At 66.5% G+C, this 19,521-nt stretch carries 14 protein-coding genes and 1 pseudogene; 10 read left to right on the forward strand and 5 right to left on the reverse strand.

The genetic code is table 11. From position 1 onward, the window contains the following. The first annotated feature begins 2 nt into the window (after nt 1-2). The gene (locus CDN36_RS03940; protein ID WP_287496037.1) at nt 3-785 is read left to right on the forward strand and encodes a glycosyltransferase family 2 protein; all 783 of its coding nucleotides are present in this window, start codon (nt 3-5) and stop codon (nt 783-785) included. A gap of 181 nt (nt 786-966) precedes the next feature. Here CDN36_RS03940 and CDN36_RS03945 read toward each other — a convergent pair whose 3' ends face one another. Next, nucleotides 967-1,818 (reverse strand): glycosyltransferase family 2 protein, encoded by an 852-nt coding sequence (locus CDN36_RS03945; RefSeq protein WP_287496038.1) that lies wholly within the window; start codon nt 1,816-1,818, stop codon nt 967-969. A gap of 121 nt (nt 1,819-1,939) precedes the next feature. Further along, on the reverse strand, nt 1,940-5,536 hold the full coding sequence (gene dnaE, locus CDN36_RS03950; RefSeq protein ID WP_287496150.1) for a DNA polymerase III subunit alpha: 3,597 nt from the start codon (nt 5,534-5,536) through the stop codon (nt 1,940-1,942). A gap of 261 nt (nt 5,537-5,797) precedes the next feature. Here dnaE and CDN36_RS03955 point away from each other — a divergent pair, with 261 nt between their 5' ends. Both CDN36_RS03955 and gluQRS read left to right on the forward strand, forming a co-directional pair. Then, complete coding sequence (locus tag CDN36_RS03955; RefSeq protein ID WP_287496039.1) at nt 5,798-6,697, forward strand: sulfurtransferase; 900 nt, start codon at nt 5,798-5,800, stop codon at nt 6,695-6,697. An 18-nt stretch (nt 6,698-6,715) separates the two neighbouring features. After that, entirely contained in the window at nt 6,716-7,663 is a 948-nt protein-coding gene (gluQRS, locus tag CDN36_RS03960; protein ID WP_287496040.1) for a tRNA glutamyl-Q(34) synthetase GluQRS, read from the forward strand. A gap of 86 nt (nt 7,664-7,749) precedes the next feature. Here the strand turns inward: gluQRS and CDN36_RS03965 are convergent, their stop codons facing one another. Together CDN36_RS03965 and CDN36_RS03970 are read right to left on the reverse strand one after the other, a co-directional pair. Then, nucleotides 7,750-9,204 carry a DEAD/DEAH box helicase gene (locus CDN36_RS03965; RefSeq protein ID WP_150556390.1) on the reverse strand — a complete coding sequence of 485 codons (1,455 nt, stop codon included), beginning with the start codon at nt 9,202-9,204 and terminating at the stop codon, nt 7,750-7,752. A 242-nt stretch (nt 9,205-9,446) separates the two neighbouring features. Further along, on the reverse strand, nt 9,447-10,538 hold the full coding sequence (locus tag CDN36_RS03970) for a bile acid:sodium symporter family protein (protein ID WP_241014047.1): 1,092 nt from the start codon (nt 10,536-10,538) through the stop codon (nt 9,447-9,449). A 223-nt stretch (nt 10,539-10,761) separates the two neighbouring features. On the opposite strand from CDN36_RS03970, the gene CDN36_RS03975 reads away from it, so the two are divergent. After that, nucleotides 10,762-11,712 (forward strand): LysR family transcriptional regulator, encoded by a 951-nt coding sequence (locus CDN36_RS03975; RefSeq protein ID WP_287496041.1) that lies wholly within the window; start codon nt 10,762-10,764, stop codon nt 11,710-11,712. A 227-nt stretch (nt 11,713-11,939) separates the two neighbouring features. Then, nucleotides 11,940-12,233 (forward strand): hypothetical protein, encoded by a 294-nt coding sequence (locus CDN36_RS03980; protein ID WP_150556388.1) that lies wholly within the window; start codon nt 11,940-11,942, stop codon nt 12,231-12,233. Nucleotides 12,234-12,329: 96 nt separating this feature from the next. On the opposite strand, the pseudogene blaOXA reads toward CDN36_RS03980, so the two are convergent. After that, nucleotides 12,330-13,186: pseudogene (gene blaOXA / locus CDN36_RS03985) on the reverse strand (OXA-62 family carbapenem-hydrolyzing class D beta-lactamase). Nucleotides 13,187-13,377: 191 nt separating this feature from the next. Between blaOXA and CDN36_RS03990 the strand changes: the two are divergent. The 5 genes from CDN36_RS03990 to CDN36_RS04010 all read left to right on the forward strand — a co-directional run bounded on the left by CDN36_RS03990 (nt 13,378) and on the right by CDN36_RS04010 (nt 19,507). Further along, on the forward strand, nt 13,378-15,045 hold the full coding sequence (locus CDN36_RS03990) for a hypothetical protein (RefSeq protein WP_287496042.1): 1,668 nt from the start codon (nt 13,378-13,380) through the stop codon (nt 15,043-15,045). A gap of 309 nt (nt 15,046-15,354) precedes the next feature. Then, a complete protein-coding gene (locus tag CDN36_RS03995) occupies nt 15,355-15,546 on the forward strand; it encodes a hypothetical protein (RefSeq protein WP_150556385.1) in 192 nt (63 codons plus the stop codon). Between the two features lie 186 nt (nt 15,547-15,732). After that, the gene (locus CDN36_RS04000; protein ID WP_150556384.1) at nt 15,733-15,924 is read left to right on the forward strand and encodes a hypothetical protein; all 192 of its coding nucleotides are present in this window, start codon (nt 15,733-15,735) and stop codon (nt 15,922-15,924) included. Nucleotides 15,925-16,151: 227 nt separating this feature from the next. Continuing rightward, on the forward strand, nt 16,152-17,324 hold the full coding sequence (locus CDN36_RS04005) for an HlyD family secretion protein (RefSeq protein ID WP_287496043.1): 1,173 nt from the start codon (nt 16,152-16,154) through the stop codon (nt 17,322-17,324). Nucleotides 17,325-17,326: 2 nt separating this feature from the next. Then, on the forward strand, nt 17,327-19,507 hold the full coding sequence (locus CDN36_RS04010) for a peptidase domain-containing ABC transporter (RefSeq protein ID WP_287496044.1): 2,181 nt from the start codon (nt 17,327-17,329) through the stop codon (nt 19,505-19,507). Nucleotides 19,508-19,521: the final 14 nt, after the last annotated feature.

The following is a 19,521-nucleotide window of genomic DNA, read 5'->3' on the forward strand; positions in this document are numbered from 1 at the left end:
TCATGACCGAAGCTACTTCGCCTGCGCCGCAGGCGCCGCAACTGCCGCTCACCGTGACGATCCTCACGCGCAACGAGCGGCATAACATCGCCGAGTGCATCGCGTCGGTGCGTGCGTTCGCGTCGCAGATCGTGGTGGTCGACAACGCGAGTACCGACGGTACGGCCGACATCGCCCGGGCGGCCGGCGCGCAGGTCCACGTCACGCCCGACTGGCCGGGCTTCGGCCCGCAAAAGAATCGCGCGCTGTCTCACGCGACGCAGCCGTGGGTTCTCTCGCTCGACGCCGACGAGCGCGTCACGCCGGAGCTCGCCGCCGATATCGCCGCGGCGCTCGCCCGGGGCGCTCATGCGGGCTATCGCATGCCACGCCTGTCGCAGTTCCTCGGCCACTGGGTGCGGCACTGCGGCTGGTATCCCGACTACGTGGTGCGGCTGTTTCGCCGCGAGGCCGGGCGCTTTTCGGACAACCTCGTGCACGAGCGCGTGATCGTCGACGGCGAACTGGGCACGCTCGCGCACCACCTCCTGCACTACAGCTATACCGAGGCTCGGCAGGTCGAGGACAAGGTACAGCGCTATGCGCGCGCCGGCGCGAAGGAAATGGCGCTGCGCGGCAAGCGCGTCTCGCCGCTCAAGCCGTGGATCAACGGCGGGTGGGCGTTCATTCGCACCTACGTGCTGCGCGGTGGGTTTCTCGACGGCGGCACGGGCGCCGCCATCGCACGCATGAACGCTCGCAGCGCCTTTCTGAAGTACGCGCTGCTGCGACGCGGCGAGGTTTGACGCCGGCACCGCTTGCCTTCCTGCGCCTTCTTCGGATGCAAAACCGGACGCGCCACGCGTCCGTTTTTTCGTGTCTGGCGCTCGCTGCGCCCGATGGTCGGCTTGGCCGGCTTGGCCAGCTTGGCAGGCAGGGTCGAAACGGCCGACGGGGCCGACAGGGCGCAGGCACGTACCGCCGCGCTTATTTCGCCAGCGCCCGCTTCACCCGCGAGCGCAACAGCGCCCAGCGCAGCTTGCCGTCGTCGACCGGCTCGGCCAGGCGACCGTCGCTGCCGGCCGGGATCGGCACACCGCGACGCAGGTAGTAGCGATCGAAAATCGACTGCGTCATGCCCCACTTGCGCAGGAACTGCGTGCGGCCGTCGTTCTTCACGACCTTGCCCGTGCTCTTGCACTGGAAGTGATACACGAGGCTCGCGCCGACGCCGATGAACCGGCGTGCGCCGGCGCCCCACATCTTCATGGAGAAATCGTTGTCGCTGCTCATGCCCGGGCTCAGTTCGGTGCTGTAGCCGCCCACGAGGAACCACCAGTCGCGGTGAACGAGCGTGGGTGGCCACGTCGCGCCGAACCAGTCCGGCTTGCGGTAGGTCGGCACAGCAGCAAGCAGCGCCTGCTCGTCGAAAGTATCGACATCGCGCCCGAAGTCCTGCACCAGCACGCACGGGTTGCCCGTATCGACCGGCTCGATCATCGTGCCCGAGAGCATGAACGCCTTGTCCGGCATTGCCTCGGCCCGCTCGATGAGCGCGGTGTCCCAGCCGGGGCAGCAGTACATGTCGTCGTTCAGGTAGACGATGTACTTTTCGCGCGCGAGCGCCGCCGCCTGATTCACCGCATAGCAGATCCCGATATTATCCGGCGACGCCGTGTGCTCGATCCCCTCGGCGCGCACCCACTCGAGCGTGCCGTCCGAGCCGTCGTTGACGTGAACGATGATCTGATGCGGCCGGCTCGAGTTCTGGCGGATGCTGCGCACGCACAGTTGCAGCAACGCGAGGTTGTTCCACGTCGGAACAATGATGGAAAACATCCGGGTTTCCTTCTTGTTGGATCGTCCGGTGGACGGCTTCTGTCCGCCACGCCGGGGTTATGACATGACGCTGGCCGCGCCGTCGGCACGCCGCGGCATGCCTGCTCGCCGCGCCATGGGCTCAGTAGACCACTTGCACCGAATCGGGCGTGAGCCACTGGCGCAGCTCGCCGAGCAACTCGTCGCCGGGCTGCACCTTCCAGTCGTCGCCCAGACGCGATTCGCACTCCGCGTCGGGGCGACGATACACGATATGCACCGGCAGGCCGTTTTGCTTGTCGCCGCCTTCGTTGCCGTTGCCGCCGTTGCGGCGCCCGAAACCGCCGCCGTTGCTGTTGCCCCCATTGCCGCCGTAGCCCCCGCCTCCGCCTCCGCCATTGAACCCGCCGCTCGGGTTCGCCGCGGCAGCCACGCGATACATCGTGCAGTGCGGCTGCAACGTGGCGCGAAGACGCGTCCAGTCGGCGTTGCCATTGAACGAGAGCTTGAGCGCGCGGGCGAAGCGCGCGCGCGCACGGCCCAGGTCCATCACGCTTTCGGTCGTGAAGCGCAGGCCGCCCGTGAAACTGTCGGGGCGCGCATTACCCTGCACGATCAGCAGTTCGTCTTCCTTGAAGAGATGCTTGTTTGCCTCGAACTGCTCGTTGAAGATGGTGGCCTCGAGCGTGCCGGTGCCGTCGTCGAGTTGCACGATGACCATCTTGCCGCGTTGCGTCATCATCGTTCGCAAGCTGGAGATCACGCCTGCCACGAGCTTGTCGCGCCCTTCCCCGAGGTCGCGGATACGCGTGCGCACGAAGCGCCGCACTTCCTCCGCATAGGCGTCGAACATGTGGCCCGACAGATAGAAGCCGAGCGCCTGCTTCTCCTCCTGGAGCTTGCGCTTGTCGGACCATGCCGGTTCGTCGGCCAGCTCCAGCGGCGCCTGCAGGCTCTCGTCGCCGAGATCGAACAGGCTTACCTGGTTGGCCGCCGCGCTCGCCTGTTCGGCCGCTTCCATTGCGAGCGGCACCGACGCCATGAGCTGCGCGCGGTTGTCGTGGATGGAGTCGAATGCACCGGCGCGAATCAGCGCTTCGATGGTGCGGCGGTTGACCACGCGCCGGTCGATGCGCGCGCAGAAGTCGAACAGGTCGGTGAACGGCTTTTCCTCGCGCGCGCGCAGGATCTCCTCGATGGCCGACTGGCCGCTGCCCTTGATCGCGCCCAGACCGTAGCGCACGGTCTTCGTGTCGGCCGGCTCGAAGCGGTAAGCCGAGACGTTCACGTCCGGCGGCAGCACGCCCAGGCCGTTGGCGAGACAGTCGTCGTACAGAATCTTGACCTTGTCCGTGTCGTCCATGGCCAAGCTCATGTTGGCGGCCATGAACGCGGCGGGATGGTGCGCCTTGAGCCACGCGGTGTAGTACGCCAGCAAGGCATACGCGGCAGCGTGCGACTTGTTGAAGCCGTAGCCCGCGAACTTCTCCATCAAGTCGAAGATTTCGTCGGACTTCTCGCGCGAGAGACCGTTCTTGGCCGCGCCCTGCGCGAAAATCTCGCGGTGCTGCGCCATTTCCTCGGCCTTCTTCTTGCCCATGGCGCGGCGCAGCAAGTCGGCGCCGCCGAGCGAGTATCCGCCGATGATCTGCGCCATCTGCATCACCTGCTCCTGGTAGACCATGATGCCGTAGGTCTCCTGGAGCACCGGCTCCACGCGAGGGTCCGGATATTCGACCTTCTCGCGCCCGTGCTTGCGCGCGCAGAAGCTCGGGATCAGGTCCATCGGGCCCGGACGATACAGCGCCACCAGCGCGATGATGTCCTCGAAGCGGTCGGGCTGCGCGTCCTTGAGCATGCCCTGCATGCCGCGGCTTTCGAGCTGGAACACCGCCACCGTATTGGCTTTCTTGAGAATGTTGAAGGCGGCCGGATCGGTGAGCGAGACTTGATCGAGCGACCAGTCCGCCATTTCCGGATGCAGGCGCTTGATGTAGCGCTCGGCCCAGTTCAGGATCGTGAGCGTGGTCAGGCCCAGAAAGTCGAATTTCACCAGACCGACGGCTTCCACGTCGTCCTTGTCGTACTGGCTCACCACGCCGCTGGCGTCCTCGCCGGTGCCCTGCGTGTAGAGCGGACAGAAGTCGGTGAGCTTGCCCGGGGCGATCAGCACGCCGCCCGCGTGCATGCCGACGTTACGCGTGAGGCCCTCCACGCGCTGCGCCAGCTCGATCAGTTGCCTGACCTCGTCCTCGGTCTGGTAACGCTCGGCGAGCTGCGGCTCCTCCTTGAGCGCGTCGTCGATCGTGACGTGCTTGCCCGGCTTGAACGGGATCAGCTTGGAGATGCCGTCGACGAAGTTGTAGCCGAGGTCGAGCACGCGGCCCACGTCACGCACGGCCGCCTTGGCCGCCATCGAACCGAAGGTCGCGATCTGCGACACGGCGTCCGCGCCGTACTTCTCCTTGACGTACTGAATGACGCGGTCGCGTCCGTCCTGGCAGAAGTCGATGTCGAAGTCGGGCATCGACACGCGTTCCGGGTTCAGGAAGCGCTCGAACAGCAGGTTGTACTTGAGCGGATCGAGATCGGTGATGCCGAGCGCGTAGGCGACGAGCGAACCGGCCCCCGAGCCGCGGCCCGGACCGACCGGCACGCCGTTGTTCTTGGCCCACTGGATGAAGTCGGCCACGATCAGGAAGTAGCCCGGGAAGCCCATCTTGATGATGGTGCCCGTCTCGAAGTCGAGTCGCTTGTAATAGTCGGGACGCTGCTTGTCGCGCTCCGCCTCGTCGGGATAGAGCTGCGCGAGGCGCGTCTCCAGTCCTTGCTTGGACAGATGCACGAGGTAGTCGTCGAGCGACATGCCGTCCGGTGTGGGGAACAACGGCAGCTTCGGCTTGCCGAGCTCCAGCGTGAGGTTGCAGCGCTTGGCGATCTCCACGCTGTTGGCAATGGCCGACGGCACGTCCTCGAACGCGGCGATCATCTCGTCCTGCGTGCGGAAGCACTGGTCCGGCGTGAAGCGACGCACGCGTCGCGCATTGCCCAGGATCTCGCCCTCCGAAATGCACACGCGCGCTTCGTGGGCGGTGAAGTCGTCGGCGCTCATGAACTGGATCGGGTGCGTGGCGACGACCGGCAGGCCCGCCTTCGCGGCCAGTTGCACGGCCTGCTGCACATACGCTTCCATGCCCGGCTGGCTGGTTCGCTGCAACTCGATGTAGAAAGCGCCGGGAAACACGCCCGCCCAGTGCCTGGCGCATTGCAGCGCCAGTTCCGGATTGCCGGCGGCAAGCGCCGCGCCGATGTCGCCCATCTGCGCGCCCGACAGCGCCAGCAGGCCGGCGGCAAGACCGTCCGCCTGCAGCCACGACGCCTCGATCTCCGCGCGCCCCCGCCACTGATTGCCCAGCCACGCCCGGGAGAGCAACTGGCACAGATTCAGATAGCCCTGCCTGTTGCGCGCGAGCAGCAGCAGCCGCGACGGCTTGTCGCGATCGGCCGGGTTCGTGATCCAGGCGTCGCAGCCGATGATCGGCTTGACGCCCTTGCCGCGAGCTTCCTTGTAGAAACGGATGGCGCCGAACATGTTCGCGAGGTCGGTGAGCGCGAGCGCACCCTGACCGTCCCGGGCGGCGGCCTTGACGACGTCGTCGAGCCGCACGATGCCATCGGCGATCGAGTATTCGGAGTGGAGACGGAGGTGGACGAAGCGGGGTTCTGACATGGCCGGTATTGTACCGCGACGCCCTCGCATTGACCGTGCCGGGAGGTACGGAACACCTGACGAACGCCGGGGCCCCGGAAAGGAGGCCAACGTGCGCCGCCCCGCGGCGTGAGCCGGGCCGGAACCCGAACAGGCGACGCCCGCCCCCCATGACGGTTGGGCGCCGGACCGAAGCCCACCGGCGCCGCGCGGGGGCGAGCCGGCGCGATATCGGCAATTTCGGCGATAATGGCGGATTATCGTTTCACGCTTTTGCGTTTGCCCGTTGCCATGTCCATCGTCAATATCGCTGCGTACAAGTTCGTCACGCTCGACGACATCGCGACCCTGCGTCCGGCACTGCTCGAACGCTGCCAGGCGCTCGCCCTGAAGGGCACGATCCTGCTCGCGCCCGAGGGCATCAACCTGTTCCTCGCCGGCTCGCGCGCGGCCATCGACGCCTTCCTCGCGAGCCTGCGCGCCGACGCCCGCTTCGCCGACCTCGAAGTCAAGGAAAGCCTCTCGGACACGCAGCCGTTCCGCCGCATGCTGGTGCGCCAGAAGAAAGAAATCATCACGATGAAGATGCCGGTGATCAAGCCCGCCGACGGGCGCGCACCGGGCGTCGACCCCGCCACGCTCAAGCGCTGGCTCGACGCGGGCCATGACGACGAGGGCCGCCCGGTCGTGATGCTCGACACGCGCAACGACTTCGAAGTGGACGTCGGCACGTTCGACAATGCGGTCGACTATCGCCTGACGAAGTTCTCGGAGTTCCCGGAAGTCATTGCCGCGCATCGCGCCGACTTCGAGGGCAAGACCATCGTCTCGTTCTGCACCGGCGGCATTCGCTGCGAGAAGGCCGCCATCTATATGCGCGACATCGGCCTCGAACACACTTATCAGCTCGATGGCGGCATTCTGAAGTATTTCGAGGACGTGGGCGGGGCGCACTATCGCGGCGACTGCTTCGTCTTCGACTACCGCACAGCGCTCACGCCCGAACTGACGCCTGCCGCGACCCGGCAGTGCTTTGCCTGCCGTGCCGTGGTGAGCGTGGAGGACCAGCGCAGCCCCGATTATGTCGAAGGGGAGCATTGCCCGGCATGCGTCGGCACCCGGCGTGGCGCGCCGCCTGCAGGCGAGGCCGCCGCTCCCTCCGCTCCGTCCGCTCCTGCGGTGACGGCCTGACAACGGGGCCCTGACGACGTGGCGGCATCGTCGGCGTCCAGCCAGACGCGAGCCCCCGCGACGCGCACGGCCGGCTCGCGCGCGTACCGGGGACGCTTCGCCCCGTCGCCCACCGGGCCGCTGCACCGCGGCTCGCTCGTCACCGCGCTGGCCAGTTGGCTCGATGCACGCGCCCACGGCGGCGTCTGGATCGTGCGCATGGAAGACCTTGACGAGCCGCGCAGCGTCCCGGGCGCGGCCGACGACATTCTCGCCACCCTCGGGCGACTGGGCCTGCACTCGGACGAGCCCATCGTGTGGCAAAGCCGGCGCCACGCCCTGTACGCGTCGGCACTCGCCTCGCTCACCGCGCGCGGACTCGTCTACCCATGCGGCTGCACGCGCCGCGAAATCGCCGATTCGCTCACGCGCGTCCACGCCCGCCACAGCACGCTCGCCTATCCGGGCACCTGCCGCAACGGGCTGCACGGCAAGCCCGCGCGAGCGTGGCGTCTGCGCGTGCCGGACGGCGAAGCGGCGCGCGTGACTTTCGACGATCGCTGGATGGGCACGCAAACGCAGGACCTGGCAACGCAAGTCGGCGATTTCGTGCTCAAGCGCGCGGACGGACAGTGGGCTTACCAGTTGGCCGTGGTGGTGGACGATGAGGATCAGGGCATCACGGACATCGTGCGCGGCGCGGACCTGCTCGATTCGACGGCGCGCCAGATCTATCTTCAGGAGTGCCTCGACGCCCCGGCGCCCCGCTATCTCCACGTGCCGCTCGTGATGGCCGACGACGGCGAGAAACTCAGCAAGCAAAATGGCGCGGCGCCCCTAGCGCTGGGTACGCCAGAAGCCGTGCTGGGCGCGCTGAAGGCGGCCGCCCTGCACCTGGGCTTGCCCGCGACACTGGCCGACATTGCACATCGCGACGACTTCTTTGCCGCCGCCACGGCCGCATGGCGCGAGCAGCACGGCCGCTGAGCGGTCCTCGCCATCGAAAATAAAAAAGCCAGCGCGATCGCGCTGGCTTTTTCGTTTCGACACGCCGGACCGGCCGGTGAGTTTCGTCAGTTGCCCGCCTTGCGGGGAAAGCCGGCAAGCAGCGCAGCGACCTGACGCTTGGGCGCCTTCTCGGGGATCGCGCCGAATGCGGCCGGTGCGCCGGCATCGGGCTGCGCCTCGCGCTGCGACTGCCCCGCCGACGGCGACGGTTCGTAGGGCTTGTAGAAGAACTCGTCCTCCGGGCGCACGCGACGCGGCGCGGCGCTGCCGCCACGGCTCGCGCGCAGGCCCTCGTGGCGAGCGTGGCGCTCGCTGCGTTCGTAGCGATCGCCGCGATCGTCGCGCGAGCGGCTGCGGCGCTCGAGCACCAGTTCGCCGCGCTTGAGCTCGCGCTTGATGAGCTTTTCGATTTCCACGAGTTGCTTGCGCTCGTCCGGCGCGCACAGCGACAGCGCCTCGCCAGACGCGCCCGCGCGGCCCGTGCGGCCAATGCGGTGCACGTAGTCTTCCGGGTTGTACGGCAGGTCGTAGTTGATCACGCCTGGCAGATCCGAGATATCCAGACCGCGCGCGGCCACGTCGGTGGCCACGAGCGCGCGAATGCCGCCCTGCTTGAACGCTTCGAGCGCCTGCATGCGCTCGTTCTGCGACTTGTCGCCGTGAATGGCGGCCGTCACGATGCCGTCGCGCTCGAGCTGACGCGCCAGACGGCTCGCGCCGATCTTGCTGTTGACGAACACGATCACCTGCTTGAGGTCGCGCTCGTTGAGGATTTGCACCACGGCCGCGCGCTTGTCGTCTTCGTCGACTTCGTAGACGACCTGCTCCACCGTGTCCGCCGTGGCGTTGCGACGCGCGACTTCGATGGTGACCGGGTTGGTCAGGTAGCTCGAAGCAAGCTTCTTGATCTCGTTCGAGAACGTTGCCGAGAACAGCAGCGTCTGGCGCTGCTTGGGCAGCAGATTCAGAATGCGCTGAAGATCGGGCAGGAAGCCCATGTCCAGCATGCGGTCGGCTTCGTCGAGCACGAGCATCTTGACCTGGCTCAGGTTCACTGTCTTCTGCTCGACGTGATCGAGCAGGCGGCCCGGCGTGGCGATCAGGATCTCGACGCCGCGGCGCAGCACGTCCTTCTGCGGATTCATGTCGACGCCGCCGAACACCACCGTATTGCGCAGCGGCGTGTGCGCGGCGTACAGCCGCACGTTGTCTGCCACCTGGTCGGCGAGCTCGCGCGTGGGCGTGAGAATCAGCGCACGCACCGGATGGCGCGCGGGCGAAGCGCTCGTGTTGGCGTCGGGCAGCAGCCGCTGGATGATCGGCAGCGAGAAGCTCGCGGTCTTGCCCGTTCCCGTTTGCGCGGCGCCCATCACATCGCGACCGGACAACACCACCGGAATGGCCTGCGCCTGAATCGGCGTCGGCTGGGTGTAGCCCTGCTCGGCAATGGCCCGCAAGATGTCCGCATGCAGCCCAAAGCTATCGAAGCCGGGGGTCGGAACAGCATTTACATCAGCCATGATGAAGGGACATCTCTTTTAAAAAAACGGGGGCCGCCACGCGGAAGGATTCCGCATCAAAGCTCACTCGCGAAGATTCAAGGGGCGCTGCGCGCCATGCTCGGGGCTGGCGCGAGAGGGGCCTGTCAGGAGACAGAAGCGTCGGGCGCCGCCGGACCAGGGTGGTCGTCAAGAAGCGAAACAACCGCAATTCTAGCACTTGCGCGAGACCGACGTGTGACAGCGGCTCCTGGATAGCCGGCTCAGCGTCCCACGCCGGCGTTGGCGCGCTTGTCGGACTCTCGCGATTTGCCGCGCCCGGTCAGCTTGGGTGCGCCGGCCGAGGCCGATTTGGCAGATTTGGCAGACTGAGCCGCCTGCGCGGCGCGCTGGCGGTTGGCATAGCGCTGCGCCAGCACCGCGCACACCATGAGCTGCATCTGATGAAACAGCATGAGCGGCAGCACGATGGCGCCCAGCGGGCCGCTCGCGAACAGCACCTTCGCCATCGGAATGCCGCTCGCCAGGCTCTTCTTCGAGCCGCAGAAGACAATGGTGATCTCGTCTTCGCGAGAAAAACCGAGCCAGCGCGCCGAATACGTGGTGAAAGCCAGCATGAGCGCGAGTATCACCGCGCAGCAGCCCAGGAGGCCGAGCAGCGCGAGCGGCGGGATCTGACGCCACAGCCCCGTGTTCACCGCTTCGCTGAACGCGGTGTAGACGACCAGCAGGATCGAGCCCTGGTCGACGAACTTGAGCAGCGCCCGGTTGCGCTCGACCCAGCCGCCAATGGCCTTGCGGGCCAGTTGCCCCGCAATGAACGGCACGAGCAGTTGCAGCATGATGTTGCCAATGGAATCGAACGGCGACGCGCCGGTATTGCCGTCGTGATGCACCACGATCAGGCCCACGAGCACCGGCGTGATGAAGATGCCGAAGAGGCTCGACGCCGACGCGCTGCACACGGCCGCCGGCACGTTGCCGCGCGCGATCGACGTGAAGGCGATGGCCGACTGCACCGTGGCGGGCAGCGTGCACAGGAACAGGATGCCCAGATACAGCTCGGGCGTGACCATCCACGAGAGCACGGGCTTGAGCGCCACGCCCACGATCGGGAACACGGCGAACGTGCTGGCGAAGACCAGCAGATGCAGGCGCCAGTGCGTGGCGCCGGCGAGCACGGCCTCTCGCGAGAGCTTCGCGCCGTGCAGGAAGAACAGGGCGGCAATCGCCACGTTGGTGAGCAGGTTGAAGGCAACTTCGCCCTCGCCGTGCGCCGGCAGGAAGCTGGCGAGCACGACGGTCGCCACCAGCATCAACGTGAAATTGTCGGGAAGGAAACGCGGTCTGGCCATCGTCGATCTCGAATGCTGCAGTCGAATGCAATAGAAAAGACAAAGCCCGTCCGCAAGCCGCTCGACGCCACGGCGTGGGAGCCGCCGGCATCACCGTCGACCGACCGGCAGACGGTCGATCGGACGCGGAAGTGTGCGCTCGCGATACGGGTTTTCACGTATTAGAGCGCAAGGACAGTTAAAATACAAATTCATTTAAAAAATTTATTCATACAAATTACGCATGAATATCTCGCTGCGCCAGCTCAAGGTGTTCCTCGCAGTGGCCGCGCACGGCAGTTTCAGCCGTGCCGGGGAGGACATCGGCCTTACCCAGCCGGCCGTCAGCCGTTGTATCCGCGAACTGGAACAAGAACTCGGTCTCAAGCTGGTGGACCGGACCACGCGCGAAGTCACGCTCACCGAAGTGGGCGCTAGCCTCTCTGCCACGCTCGCCCGCGTGCTCGACGATCTGGAAAGCGCCCTGCGCGACACGCACGGTCTGGCCGAAGAGCGGCGCGGCCGGGTCCGCGTGGCGAGCGCGCCGACCATCTCGGCCAATCTGATGCCCGAGTGCATCTCGGCCTGCGCCGCCCGCTATCCGGACATCACCTTCATGCTGCGCGACCAGGTGCAGACGCTCGCCACGGACAGCGTGCGTCACGGCGAAGTGGATTTCGGCGTGATCGTCGCCTCCGAAGGCATCGACGATCTCGTCGGCGAGCCGATCCTGGTCGAGCCGTTCCTCGTGGTGTGCGACCGCTCACACCGCTTCGCAAAGCAGACGCAGGTAACGTGGAAAGAGCTCAATGGCGAAAGACTGGTGCTGCTCGACTACGCCTCGGGCAGCCGTCCGCTCATCGACCGGGCGCTGGCCCAGCACGGCGCCTATTGCCAGGTGGCGCAGGAGGTCGGGCATGCGATTACCGTCTTCCGCATGATCGAAGCGGGCATCGGCATCAGCATCATGCCGGCGCTCGCGCTGCCGACCATGCCCGGCATGCCGGAGCGCGACGGGCGCCTGGTCGCCCTGCCCCTCGTGCCGCAGCTCGAGCGCACAATCGCGCTGGTGCGCCGCAAGAACCGGACACTTTCCCCGGCGGCGCAATCCGTATGGGAGCTCATCCAGCAAGTCACGGCCAACACGCCCCCTCCTCTTGCCGCCACGCCAAAGGGCCCGTCCCGCGAAGATTGACACCATGGAAATGCCAGCGGATACCAGCATTTCCCGCCCCATTGCACGAAATTCAATGCAATTTCGCAGGCAACACGCGAGTCATCGCCACTCGAAGTAAGTGGTCACCTGCTACAATGAGGTCTGCGTCGACGCTCTGACGAGAGGCGGCGCGACCCTGAGTTGCCGCGGTCGCGCGTCGACGCCATGCCCGCAACTTGCGGGCATTGTGTTTCCGGTGCAGCGTCATGGACTTGTTCATCAAATACTTCAGCCCGCTGTGGCTCTTCCACGCGGCGGCCGATCTGTCATTCTGGCAGCGGCATCAACTCGACGCGCGCATGCGAATCGTGAGTCGTTTCCTGTGGCGGTATGTCATGCGGTGGTGCGCGGTGAGCGCCGCCCTGCTCGTGCCGGCCGCGCTCCTGGCGCACGGCCTGGCGGCGGCGGGCCTCGCGCTCGCGGGCGGGCTGTCGGTGAGCGTCACGATTCTCATGGCCGCGCTTGCCCTCGGCTGCCTGATCGGCTCGCGACTGCGCTGAGCGCCGGATCAGGCCCCGGACCGGCCGTTTGCGGGCCCCGTGGAAAAGGCCCGCCCTCGCGGCGGGCTTTCCATTCGGCGGCTTCGACTTCGCGCCTCAGATCAGCTTCAGATCCTTGAGCACGTTGCGAACGATGCGCGCGCGCTTTGGCGCGTCGGCATCGGTTTGAATGTCGATGTTCAACGCGATCATGGTGAGGTTGCCGTCACGCTCGAGCCAGCCGACCCACCACCCGATGTCGGGTTTCTTTTCGGTAAACCAGCCCGTCTTGCCGTGCAGCACGTAGTCGACGTTCGCTTCGACGATCGATATGTTGCGCACGATGTCCTGCGAGCGCGCCGAGAACGGCAGCGTGCCCGTGGCCAGACGCTGCAGGAAGTCGACTTGCTCGCGCGCCGAAATCTGCAGGCTGTCGTCGATCCAGTAGGCGTGCGCGGCGCGGCCGATCGTGCGATTGCCGTAGCCCGCCTCGTTGAGCTTGGCCTGCGCGTACTGGCGCGGGATCTTGTGCGAGACGACCTGATAGCAAGGCAGGCACGACACGCGAAACGCGTTGCGCAGGTCGAGCGCGGCGTTCCACGCCTTGACGCGACGCGGCTTGCCGTCCCACGGGATGATCTCGCGCTCGTTGTCGAGCGCGCCGGACTCCAGCGCGAGCAGGCTATTGAATATCTTGTAGGTCGATGCGGGCGACATGCGGCGCTCGGCGCGTGCGGCATCGTAAGCCTGATAGGTCTGGGTCCGGCCGTCCAGCACGATGACCGTGCCCTTGACGCCTTCGTCGGCAAAGTACTTGCCCCAGTCGGCCCGCTCGGCGATGCGCACCGCGGAAGAATGCGCGGGTTCGGCGGCGTGTCCGGGCATTGCGAAGACCACGGGCGAGGCCAGCGCACCGAGGAAGCGCAGCGCGAGCGCGCCGCGCCGCGCCGCCAGCGAGAGAGTGTCTTTTTCATTTCGTTGTCCTGAGTTCATGGGTGCCAGCGGACTGGCGGAAACGTTGTCGGTGGTGCTGGCCGGGCACCTCTCTCGAAAGCGTTTGCAGCATAGTTTGCGTTTGGGCAAGCGCAAAGCGACGCTACCGTAACTTTCGTAACCGCCGTATCATCGATCGCGACCTTCCCCACCGTCCGCGCCACGTACCGCCATGATCGATCCGCCCATAGAGGTCACACCGCCCAACGACGCCCGCGATCGCACGCGGGTACGGGTGCGCCTCGATGCGCCGCAAAAAGTCAACGGCGAGCCGGTGCGCTACCAGAGTCTATGGCTGCTCATGCGCGTGTACTTTGCCGCGCATTACGAGAACACGCCCGTCTCGCTGGCGTCGCTCAGAATTCGCTTCGGACAGTCCGGCGCCGGCGGGGACCTGCGCATGCTGATCAGTCGCGCGTTCGCCGATTTCGCGCGCTGGGGCGTGGCCGTGGGCTGGGGAGACGACCGGCAGGCGGACGTGCGTCTGCTGCCCACGCGCGGGCGCAGCAAGGGGCCGTTCTGGCTTGCCGCGCACGAGAGCTCGCGCATCGTGGTCATGGTGGGCGACACGCAGCCAGCCGAGCCGCGCCACGCCATCGCCGCGTTCCTCGGCCTGCCGCGGCATGCCGCGCAAGGCCCGCAGTCGCCGGCGCTCGATTACGTCATGCAGGACATCGCGTTCTGGCATCACCTCACGCTCGGCAAGCGCGACATGCAGGACGGCGTGTTCTTCGCTCCCCAGGCGCCGTCGTCGGGGGAAGCGCGTCGTCAGCGCACCGGCGCCATCCCATCGTTTCACGCCGCGCAGGTGTGCGCCGTCGACGACGTGCAGCGCGGCATTGCGCTGCTTGCCGAGACGCTCGTGTGGCGCCGCATGGGCGACGCCACGCGCACGAAGCAGTCGCTCGCCACGCTCGCGGCCACCTTCCACGCGAATGAGCCGGGCTCGCCGACCCTGCGCGCCATGCACTGGATCGTGCAGGCATGGCAGGCGTATGCGCTGCGCGATGAAGCGGGGGCCTTCGCGCATTTGCAGCGCATCGGCGACGACGCGGCGCTTGCACCGTGCCTCGTCTACAACCCGCGCATCCGTTTCGAGAGCCGCAACCTGCAGGCGCTGCTGTACAAGTCCCGTGCGGCGCGTCCCGGGCCGATGCCCACGCGAGCGCAGTCGGCCGCCGACGCCCTCGCCGCGTTTTCCGATGCACTGCAAGCCGCATTCGAAGCCGACTCGATCGAGCTCGCACAACACGTCGCGGCCAATATCGGGCTGTCGTTGTGGCTGTTCTGGCAGGAGACGCTGATCGACCCGGGCCGGCGCCTGTCCGTGGCCGACGTGCAGCGACAGTCGTTGCGCTGGATCGGTCTGTCGGAATGGATTTGCGATCGCTTCGGCGTGGGCGGCAACTCGGTGTGGAACACGGTGTTTCTGCTGCGCATCGCGCGCGGCGCCGTGCCTGCGCGGCGCGACCCCGATCTCGCGACATTGCGCGCGAGCACGCCGCTGGCCGTCGAGGCCTTTCTCGACGCCGTGCAGCCATTCGGCGCCCCCTTCTCGCGCGCAAAGGGATTCCGGCAGTGGACCGATGTGGTGGCGACGACGCTCGCCGACCACGAGGAAGGGCGCGTTCGCTTCGAGCCCTTGCAGCTCGCCAATCTCTGGTTCGAGATGTTGTGGTTCGCGCTGCACCAAGATGGCGATTCGCCGCAGGCGCTTCACGCGGCCCGCTCGCTGGGCCGCGTGCTGCCGATGCTGCCGCCGCCCGACCGGCGCTTCTTCCGCGACGCCCTGCGTCTGATGCCACGCGAGTTCCAGCGCGAGGTCCGGCTCGCCCGCTAGGCGCTGTCCACGCGCCCGGGGCGGCTCCCGGATGTGCTCCGCTTGCCTTGCCGCATTGGCGCGCAACCGCAGCGCGTATAGGACTAAAGTCCAATGCGTGCGCCCGACCCGGTTGTTACGATGCCGTCCAAAGATCACGTTTTGGTCGTGCGCAGGCATTGGGCGAGGTGAGTCCCCTGCCTTCACATCGTCGCCGGTGCAGCGCCCGTCCAAACCCGGGGGCTGTGCCGTTGTTGACGCGGATCGTACGTCAATTCCATGCGAAGCCGGCCATGTCATGCCGCTTTGCATGACTCGCAGGAGACCTCTATGAAGATGAAGACCAGGCAACGGACGCAGGCCACCCCTGTGTCGGGCGCCGACGCTCGGCGCAGCGTCACCGAACTGAGCGCGCAGGAAGTCGATCAGGTAAGCGGTGGCGTGGGCTATCTGAAGCCCTCGGCGACCGTCCCGGCTGCGACGCCCACCCGCATCCAGAAGACCACTCCCTTCTCCCGCTGATCTACCGGCCACACTGGCCCGGGTCCGTCACGCGACATCGTCTTCGTGCGATATCGCGCGACGGCCCGGTCGGGACAAGGCGTCAATGCAAGGCGTCAATGCAAGGAGTCAATATGAAACGCAATGAACGAATGCCATCCAACCCGATGTGGCGGTCGAACGCCTTCGGTCAATGAGGATTTTGCCATGACAACCAACACTGAAACGACCACGCAACACGACGAGCCGCGACAGCCCGCCGAACTCTCGGCGGAAGAAATCGCGCAGGTCGGCGGGGGCTGGGGCCCGAACCGTTACAACGTCGGGGCGACGGTGCAGCAAACCACCACAATGGGCGCGGTGAAGTCCGTCCCTAGCGGCCGGAGCGTGGCGTCCTGACATCGCGGGCGGGCACTCGCGCCGGCAGTAGCCGCTGCGGGCGCCCGTCCTCGAGTACGGCGCAATCCCAGACGCCTCCCCCCACCGCATCACACCGCGTCACATCGCCCGACGCGATCCATCGCGCGCCTCCGTCCTCTCGCATCGTGCCCCTATTCCGTAAAGAAGCGCTTGCTGCGCAGAAGACGACATCCCTCGGGGAGATCGTTCTCGTCCAGCCGTTGTCCATGCGCCTGCTGAGCGCGGTGCTCACGACGTTTGCCGTGGCAGTGGTCCTCTTTCTGACGTTTGGCGGCTACACGCAACGCGCCACGGTTCGCGGCCAGCTGATGCCGGCACGAGGCCTGATCAAGCTTTACGCCCCCGAGAGCGGCATTGTGGTCGAGCGGCGCGTGCGCGACGAGCAGTTCGTGAATGCGGGCGACGTGCTCTACGTGGTGTCCGGCGAACGCCAGAGCGCGCTGGGCGCAACACAGGCGGCCATCAGCGCGCAGGCGCGCCAGCGCGATGCGAGCCTGCGCGACTCGCGCGACAAGGCGCGCGCGATGCAAGCGGGCGAGCGCGACAGTCTCGAAGCCGCCGTCAAGAGTCTGCGCGGCCAGGCGGACGCACTGGACGCGCAGATCGCCGGTCAACGCGAGCGGGTGTCGCTCGCGGCGCAGACCGCCGCACGCTATCGCGGACTGGTCGGCCAAGGTTACATCTCGCAGGAGCAAGCCGACCAGAAGCAGGCGGATGCGCTCGACCAACGCAGTCAACTCCAGACGCTCATGCGCGAGCGCCTTCGCGTGGGCGCCGATCTGGCCGCGCAGCGAAACGCGTTGGCCGAACTCACGGCGAAGCACGAGAAACAACTGGCGGAGATCGATCGGGAAATCTCGAGCAATGCCGAAGCGCTTAGCCAGAGCGAAGCCAGGCGCAGCACCGTGATCACGGCGCCGCAGGCCGGCACCGTCACCGCGGCGCTTGCCGAAGTCGGTCAGGCGGTCGACGAGCGTCGCCCGCTCGCCGCGATCGTGCCGGCCGGCTCCCGGCTTCAGGCGGAGCTCTACGCGCCGAGCCGGTCCGTGGGCGCCGTCAAGCCGGGCGACCGAGTCCTGTTGCGCTATCAGGCCTACCCATATGAACGCTTCGGACAACAGCCCGGCGTGGTTGCGGCCGTCGCCCAAACGGCGCTACCCGCCGACCAGCTCGGCGACGCCGCCCGGGCCCAGCGCGAGGGCGCCGGCGAGCCGCTGTACCGCATCACCGTCTCGATCGACGCCACACCGACATCGCCCCTTGGCCAGCCCTGGGTATTGCGCTCGGGCATGCAGGTCGAAGCCGATTTGCTGCAACAGCGCCGGCGTCTGTATCAATGGGCGTTCGATCCTGTGCAGAGCCTGTCGGGGAGACTGTAATCATGCTTGAACGTCTGGCCTTGGGTTTTCGCCAACGCATGCCTCTCATGCTCCAGACCGAGGCCGCCGAGTGCGGACTTGCGTGTCTGGGCATGATCGCCGGTTATCACGGTCACGAGACGGACTTAGCGACGCTGCGCGGACGCTTCCCGGTCTCGCTCAAGGGGCTCACCCTCGGCGCGCTCGTGCAACTCGCTGCGCGCCTGGAACTGGCGTCGCGCCCGGTCAAGCTCGACATCGACGCGCTGTCCAAATTGCGCCTGCCGTGCATCCTGCATTGGGAGTTCAATCACTTCGTCGTCCTGCGCGAAGTGGGCAGCCGCACGGTCACGATCTTCGATCCGGCCATGGGCATCCGGAAATGTTCGATCGACGAGATCTCGAGAAGCTTCACCGGCGTGGCGCTCGAACTATGGCCGACGGCTCAGTTCTCTCCGCTGCGAGAACGGCGCCCGGTCCGCCTGCAACGCCTCATCGGTCGCATCACGGGGCTAGGCGCCTCCATCGCGCACGTGGTCACGCTGGCGCTTGTGCTCGAAATCCTGATGGTGTTGCAACCGTTCTTCATGCAGTGGGTGATCGACCACGTCCTGCCCAGTGCGGACCTGGACCTGCTCACCACGCTCGCCGTCGGCTTCACACTGCTACTGCTGATGCAGCAGGTGACCACCGTGGCGCGCGGCTGGGTGCTGATGTTTCTGGGCACCACGCTGAATCTGCAATGGCGCAGCAACGTGTTCATGCATCTGCTGCGCCTGCCGGTGACCTATTTCGAAAAGCGGCATCTCGGCGACGTGGTCTCGCGCTTCGGCGCCATCGACGCGATTCAGCGCACACTGACGACGTCGTTTCTCGAGGCCGTGCTCGACGGACTGGTCATGAGTATCACGCTCGCCATGATGTTCGTCTTCAGCGCGCCGCTCGCGTGGATCGCCGTGGGCGCGATGGCGCTCTACGCGTTCGGTCGATGGCTGTGGTTCGTGCCGCTGCGCGACGCGACCGAAGCGCAGATCGTGCATACCGCCAAGCAGCAGACACACTTTCTCGAGACCGTGCGCGGCGTGAAGACCATCAAGCTGTTCCGCCAACAGGACGAACGCCGCTCGCGCTGGCTCACGCTGCTCGTCAATCAGATCAACGCGGACCTGACGATACAGAAGATGGCGCTCGGCTACCGCGCGCTCAGTGGTGTGCTGTTCGGCCTCGAGACGATCGTCATCGTCTGGCTCGGCGCCCGGTTCGTGCTCGGCGGCACGCTCACGGTTGGCGCGCTGATCGCGTTCATGGCGTTCAAGCTGATGTTCGACACGCGCGTGAGCGCGCTGCTCGACAAATGGGTGGACGTGAAGATGATGCAATTGCAGGGCGAGCGTCTGGCCGATATCGTCCTTCATGCGCCCGAACCGGCGTCGCCCGCCACATGGCGAGAGGCTGCCGAGCTGAGCGACACGCCCTCGGTGCCGGTCATCGAGGTGCGCAACCTTCGTTTTCGCTACAGCGAGCATGAACCGTATGTGCTCGACGGCGTGAACTTGCGCATCGAGGCGGGCGAATCGGTGGCGATCACCGGGGCATCCGGGGGCGGTAAATCCACGCTGATCAACGTGCTGCTCGGCATTCTGCCGCCGACCGAGGGAGAGGTTCTGCTCGATGGTGTACCGGTAGGGCATGTGGGACTGGACAAACTTCGCCGGCTCGCGGGGACCGTATTGCAGGACGATACGCTGTTCGCCGGCACCATCGCCGAGAACATCAGTTTTTTCGACCCGCACGCCGATCTCGCCTGGGTGGGCGAGTGCGCGCATATGGCCGCAATACACGACGACATATCGGCGATGCCGATGGGCTACAACACGCTCGTGGGCGACATGGGCACCGTGCTCTCCGGCGGGCAGAAGCAGCGTGTGCTGCTCGCACGTGCGCTGTACAAGCGCCCGAGCGTACTGTTTCTCGACGAGGCGACCAGCCATCTGGACGTCACGCGCGAACGGGAAGTGAACGCGGCTATCGCCAGGCTGCCCATTACTCGCGTGATCGTTGCGCACCGCACGGAGACGGTCGTCACCGCTTCACGCGAACTGATGCTTGACGCCGGGCGCATCGTGCGCGATGTCCGGCACGCCGACGCGCCATGTCCTGCCCACGTCTGCACGGCGGGCGCGGCGGATGCCGCACCGGTATGAGCCGCCCCCGGCGT

The organism is Pandoraea sp. CB10b_02 (genome assembly GCF_002216225.1).
Taxonomy (GTDB): domain Bacteria; phylum Pseudomonadota; class Gammaproteobacteria; order Burkholderiales; family Burkholderiaceae; genus Pandoraea; species Pandoraea nosoerga.

Coding starts and splice junctions, on each gene's coding strand:
- CDN36_RS03940 (WP_287496037.1), top strand. CDS start 3: ATGACCGAAGCTACTTCGCCTGCGCCGCAGGCGCCGCAACTGCCGCTC.
- CDN36_RS03945 (WP_287496038.1), bottom strand. CDS start 1,818: ATGTTTTCCATCATTGTTCCGACGTGGAACAACCTCGCGTTGCTGCAA.
- CDN36_RS03955 (WP_287496039.1), top strand. CDS start 5,798: ATGTCCATCGTCAATATCGCTGCGTACAAGTTCGTCACGCTCGACGAC.
- CDN36_RS03965 (WP_150556390.1), bottom strand. CDS start 9,204: ATGGCTGATGTAAATGCTGTTCCGACCCCCGGCTTCGATAGCTTTGGG.
- CDN36_RS03970 (WP_241014047.1), bottom strand. CDS start 10,538: ATGGCCAGACCGCGTTTCCTTCCCGACAATTTCACGTTGATGCTGGTG.
- CDN36_RS03975 (WP_287496041.1), top strand. CDS start 10,762: ATGAATATCTCGCTGCGCCAGCTCAAGGTGTTCCTCGCAGTGGCCGCG.
- CDN36_RS03980 (WP_150556388.1), top strand. CDS start 11,940: ATGGACTTGTTCATCAAATACTTCAGCCCGCTGTGGCTCTTCCACGCG.
- CDN36_RS03990 (WP_287496042.1), top strand. CDS start 13,378: ATGATCGATCCGCCCATAGAGGTCACACCGCCCAACGACGCCCGCGAT.
- CDN36_RS03995 (WP_150556385.1), top strand. CDS start 15,355: ATGAAGATGAAGACCAGGCAACGGACGCAGGCCACCCCTGTGTCGGGC.
- CDN36_RS04000 (WP_150556384.1), top strand. CDS start 15,733: ATGACAACCAACACTGAAACGACCACGCAACACGACGAGCCGCGACAG.
- CDN36_RS04005 (WP_287496043.1), top strand. CDS start 16,152: ATGCGCCTGCTGAGCGCGGTGCTCACGACGTTTGCCGTGGCAGTGGTC.
- CDN36_RS04010 (WP_287496044.1), top strand. CDS start 17,327: ATGCTTGAACGTCTGGCCTTGGGTTTTCGCCAACGCATGCCTCTCATG.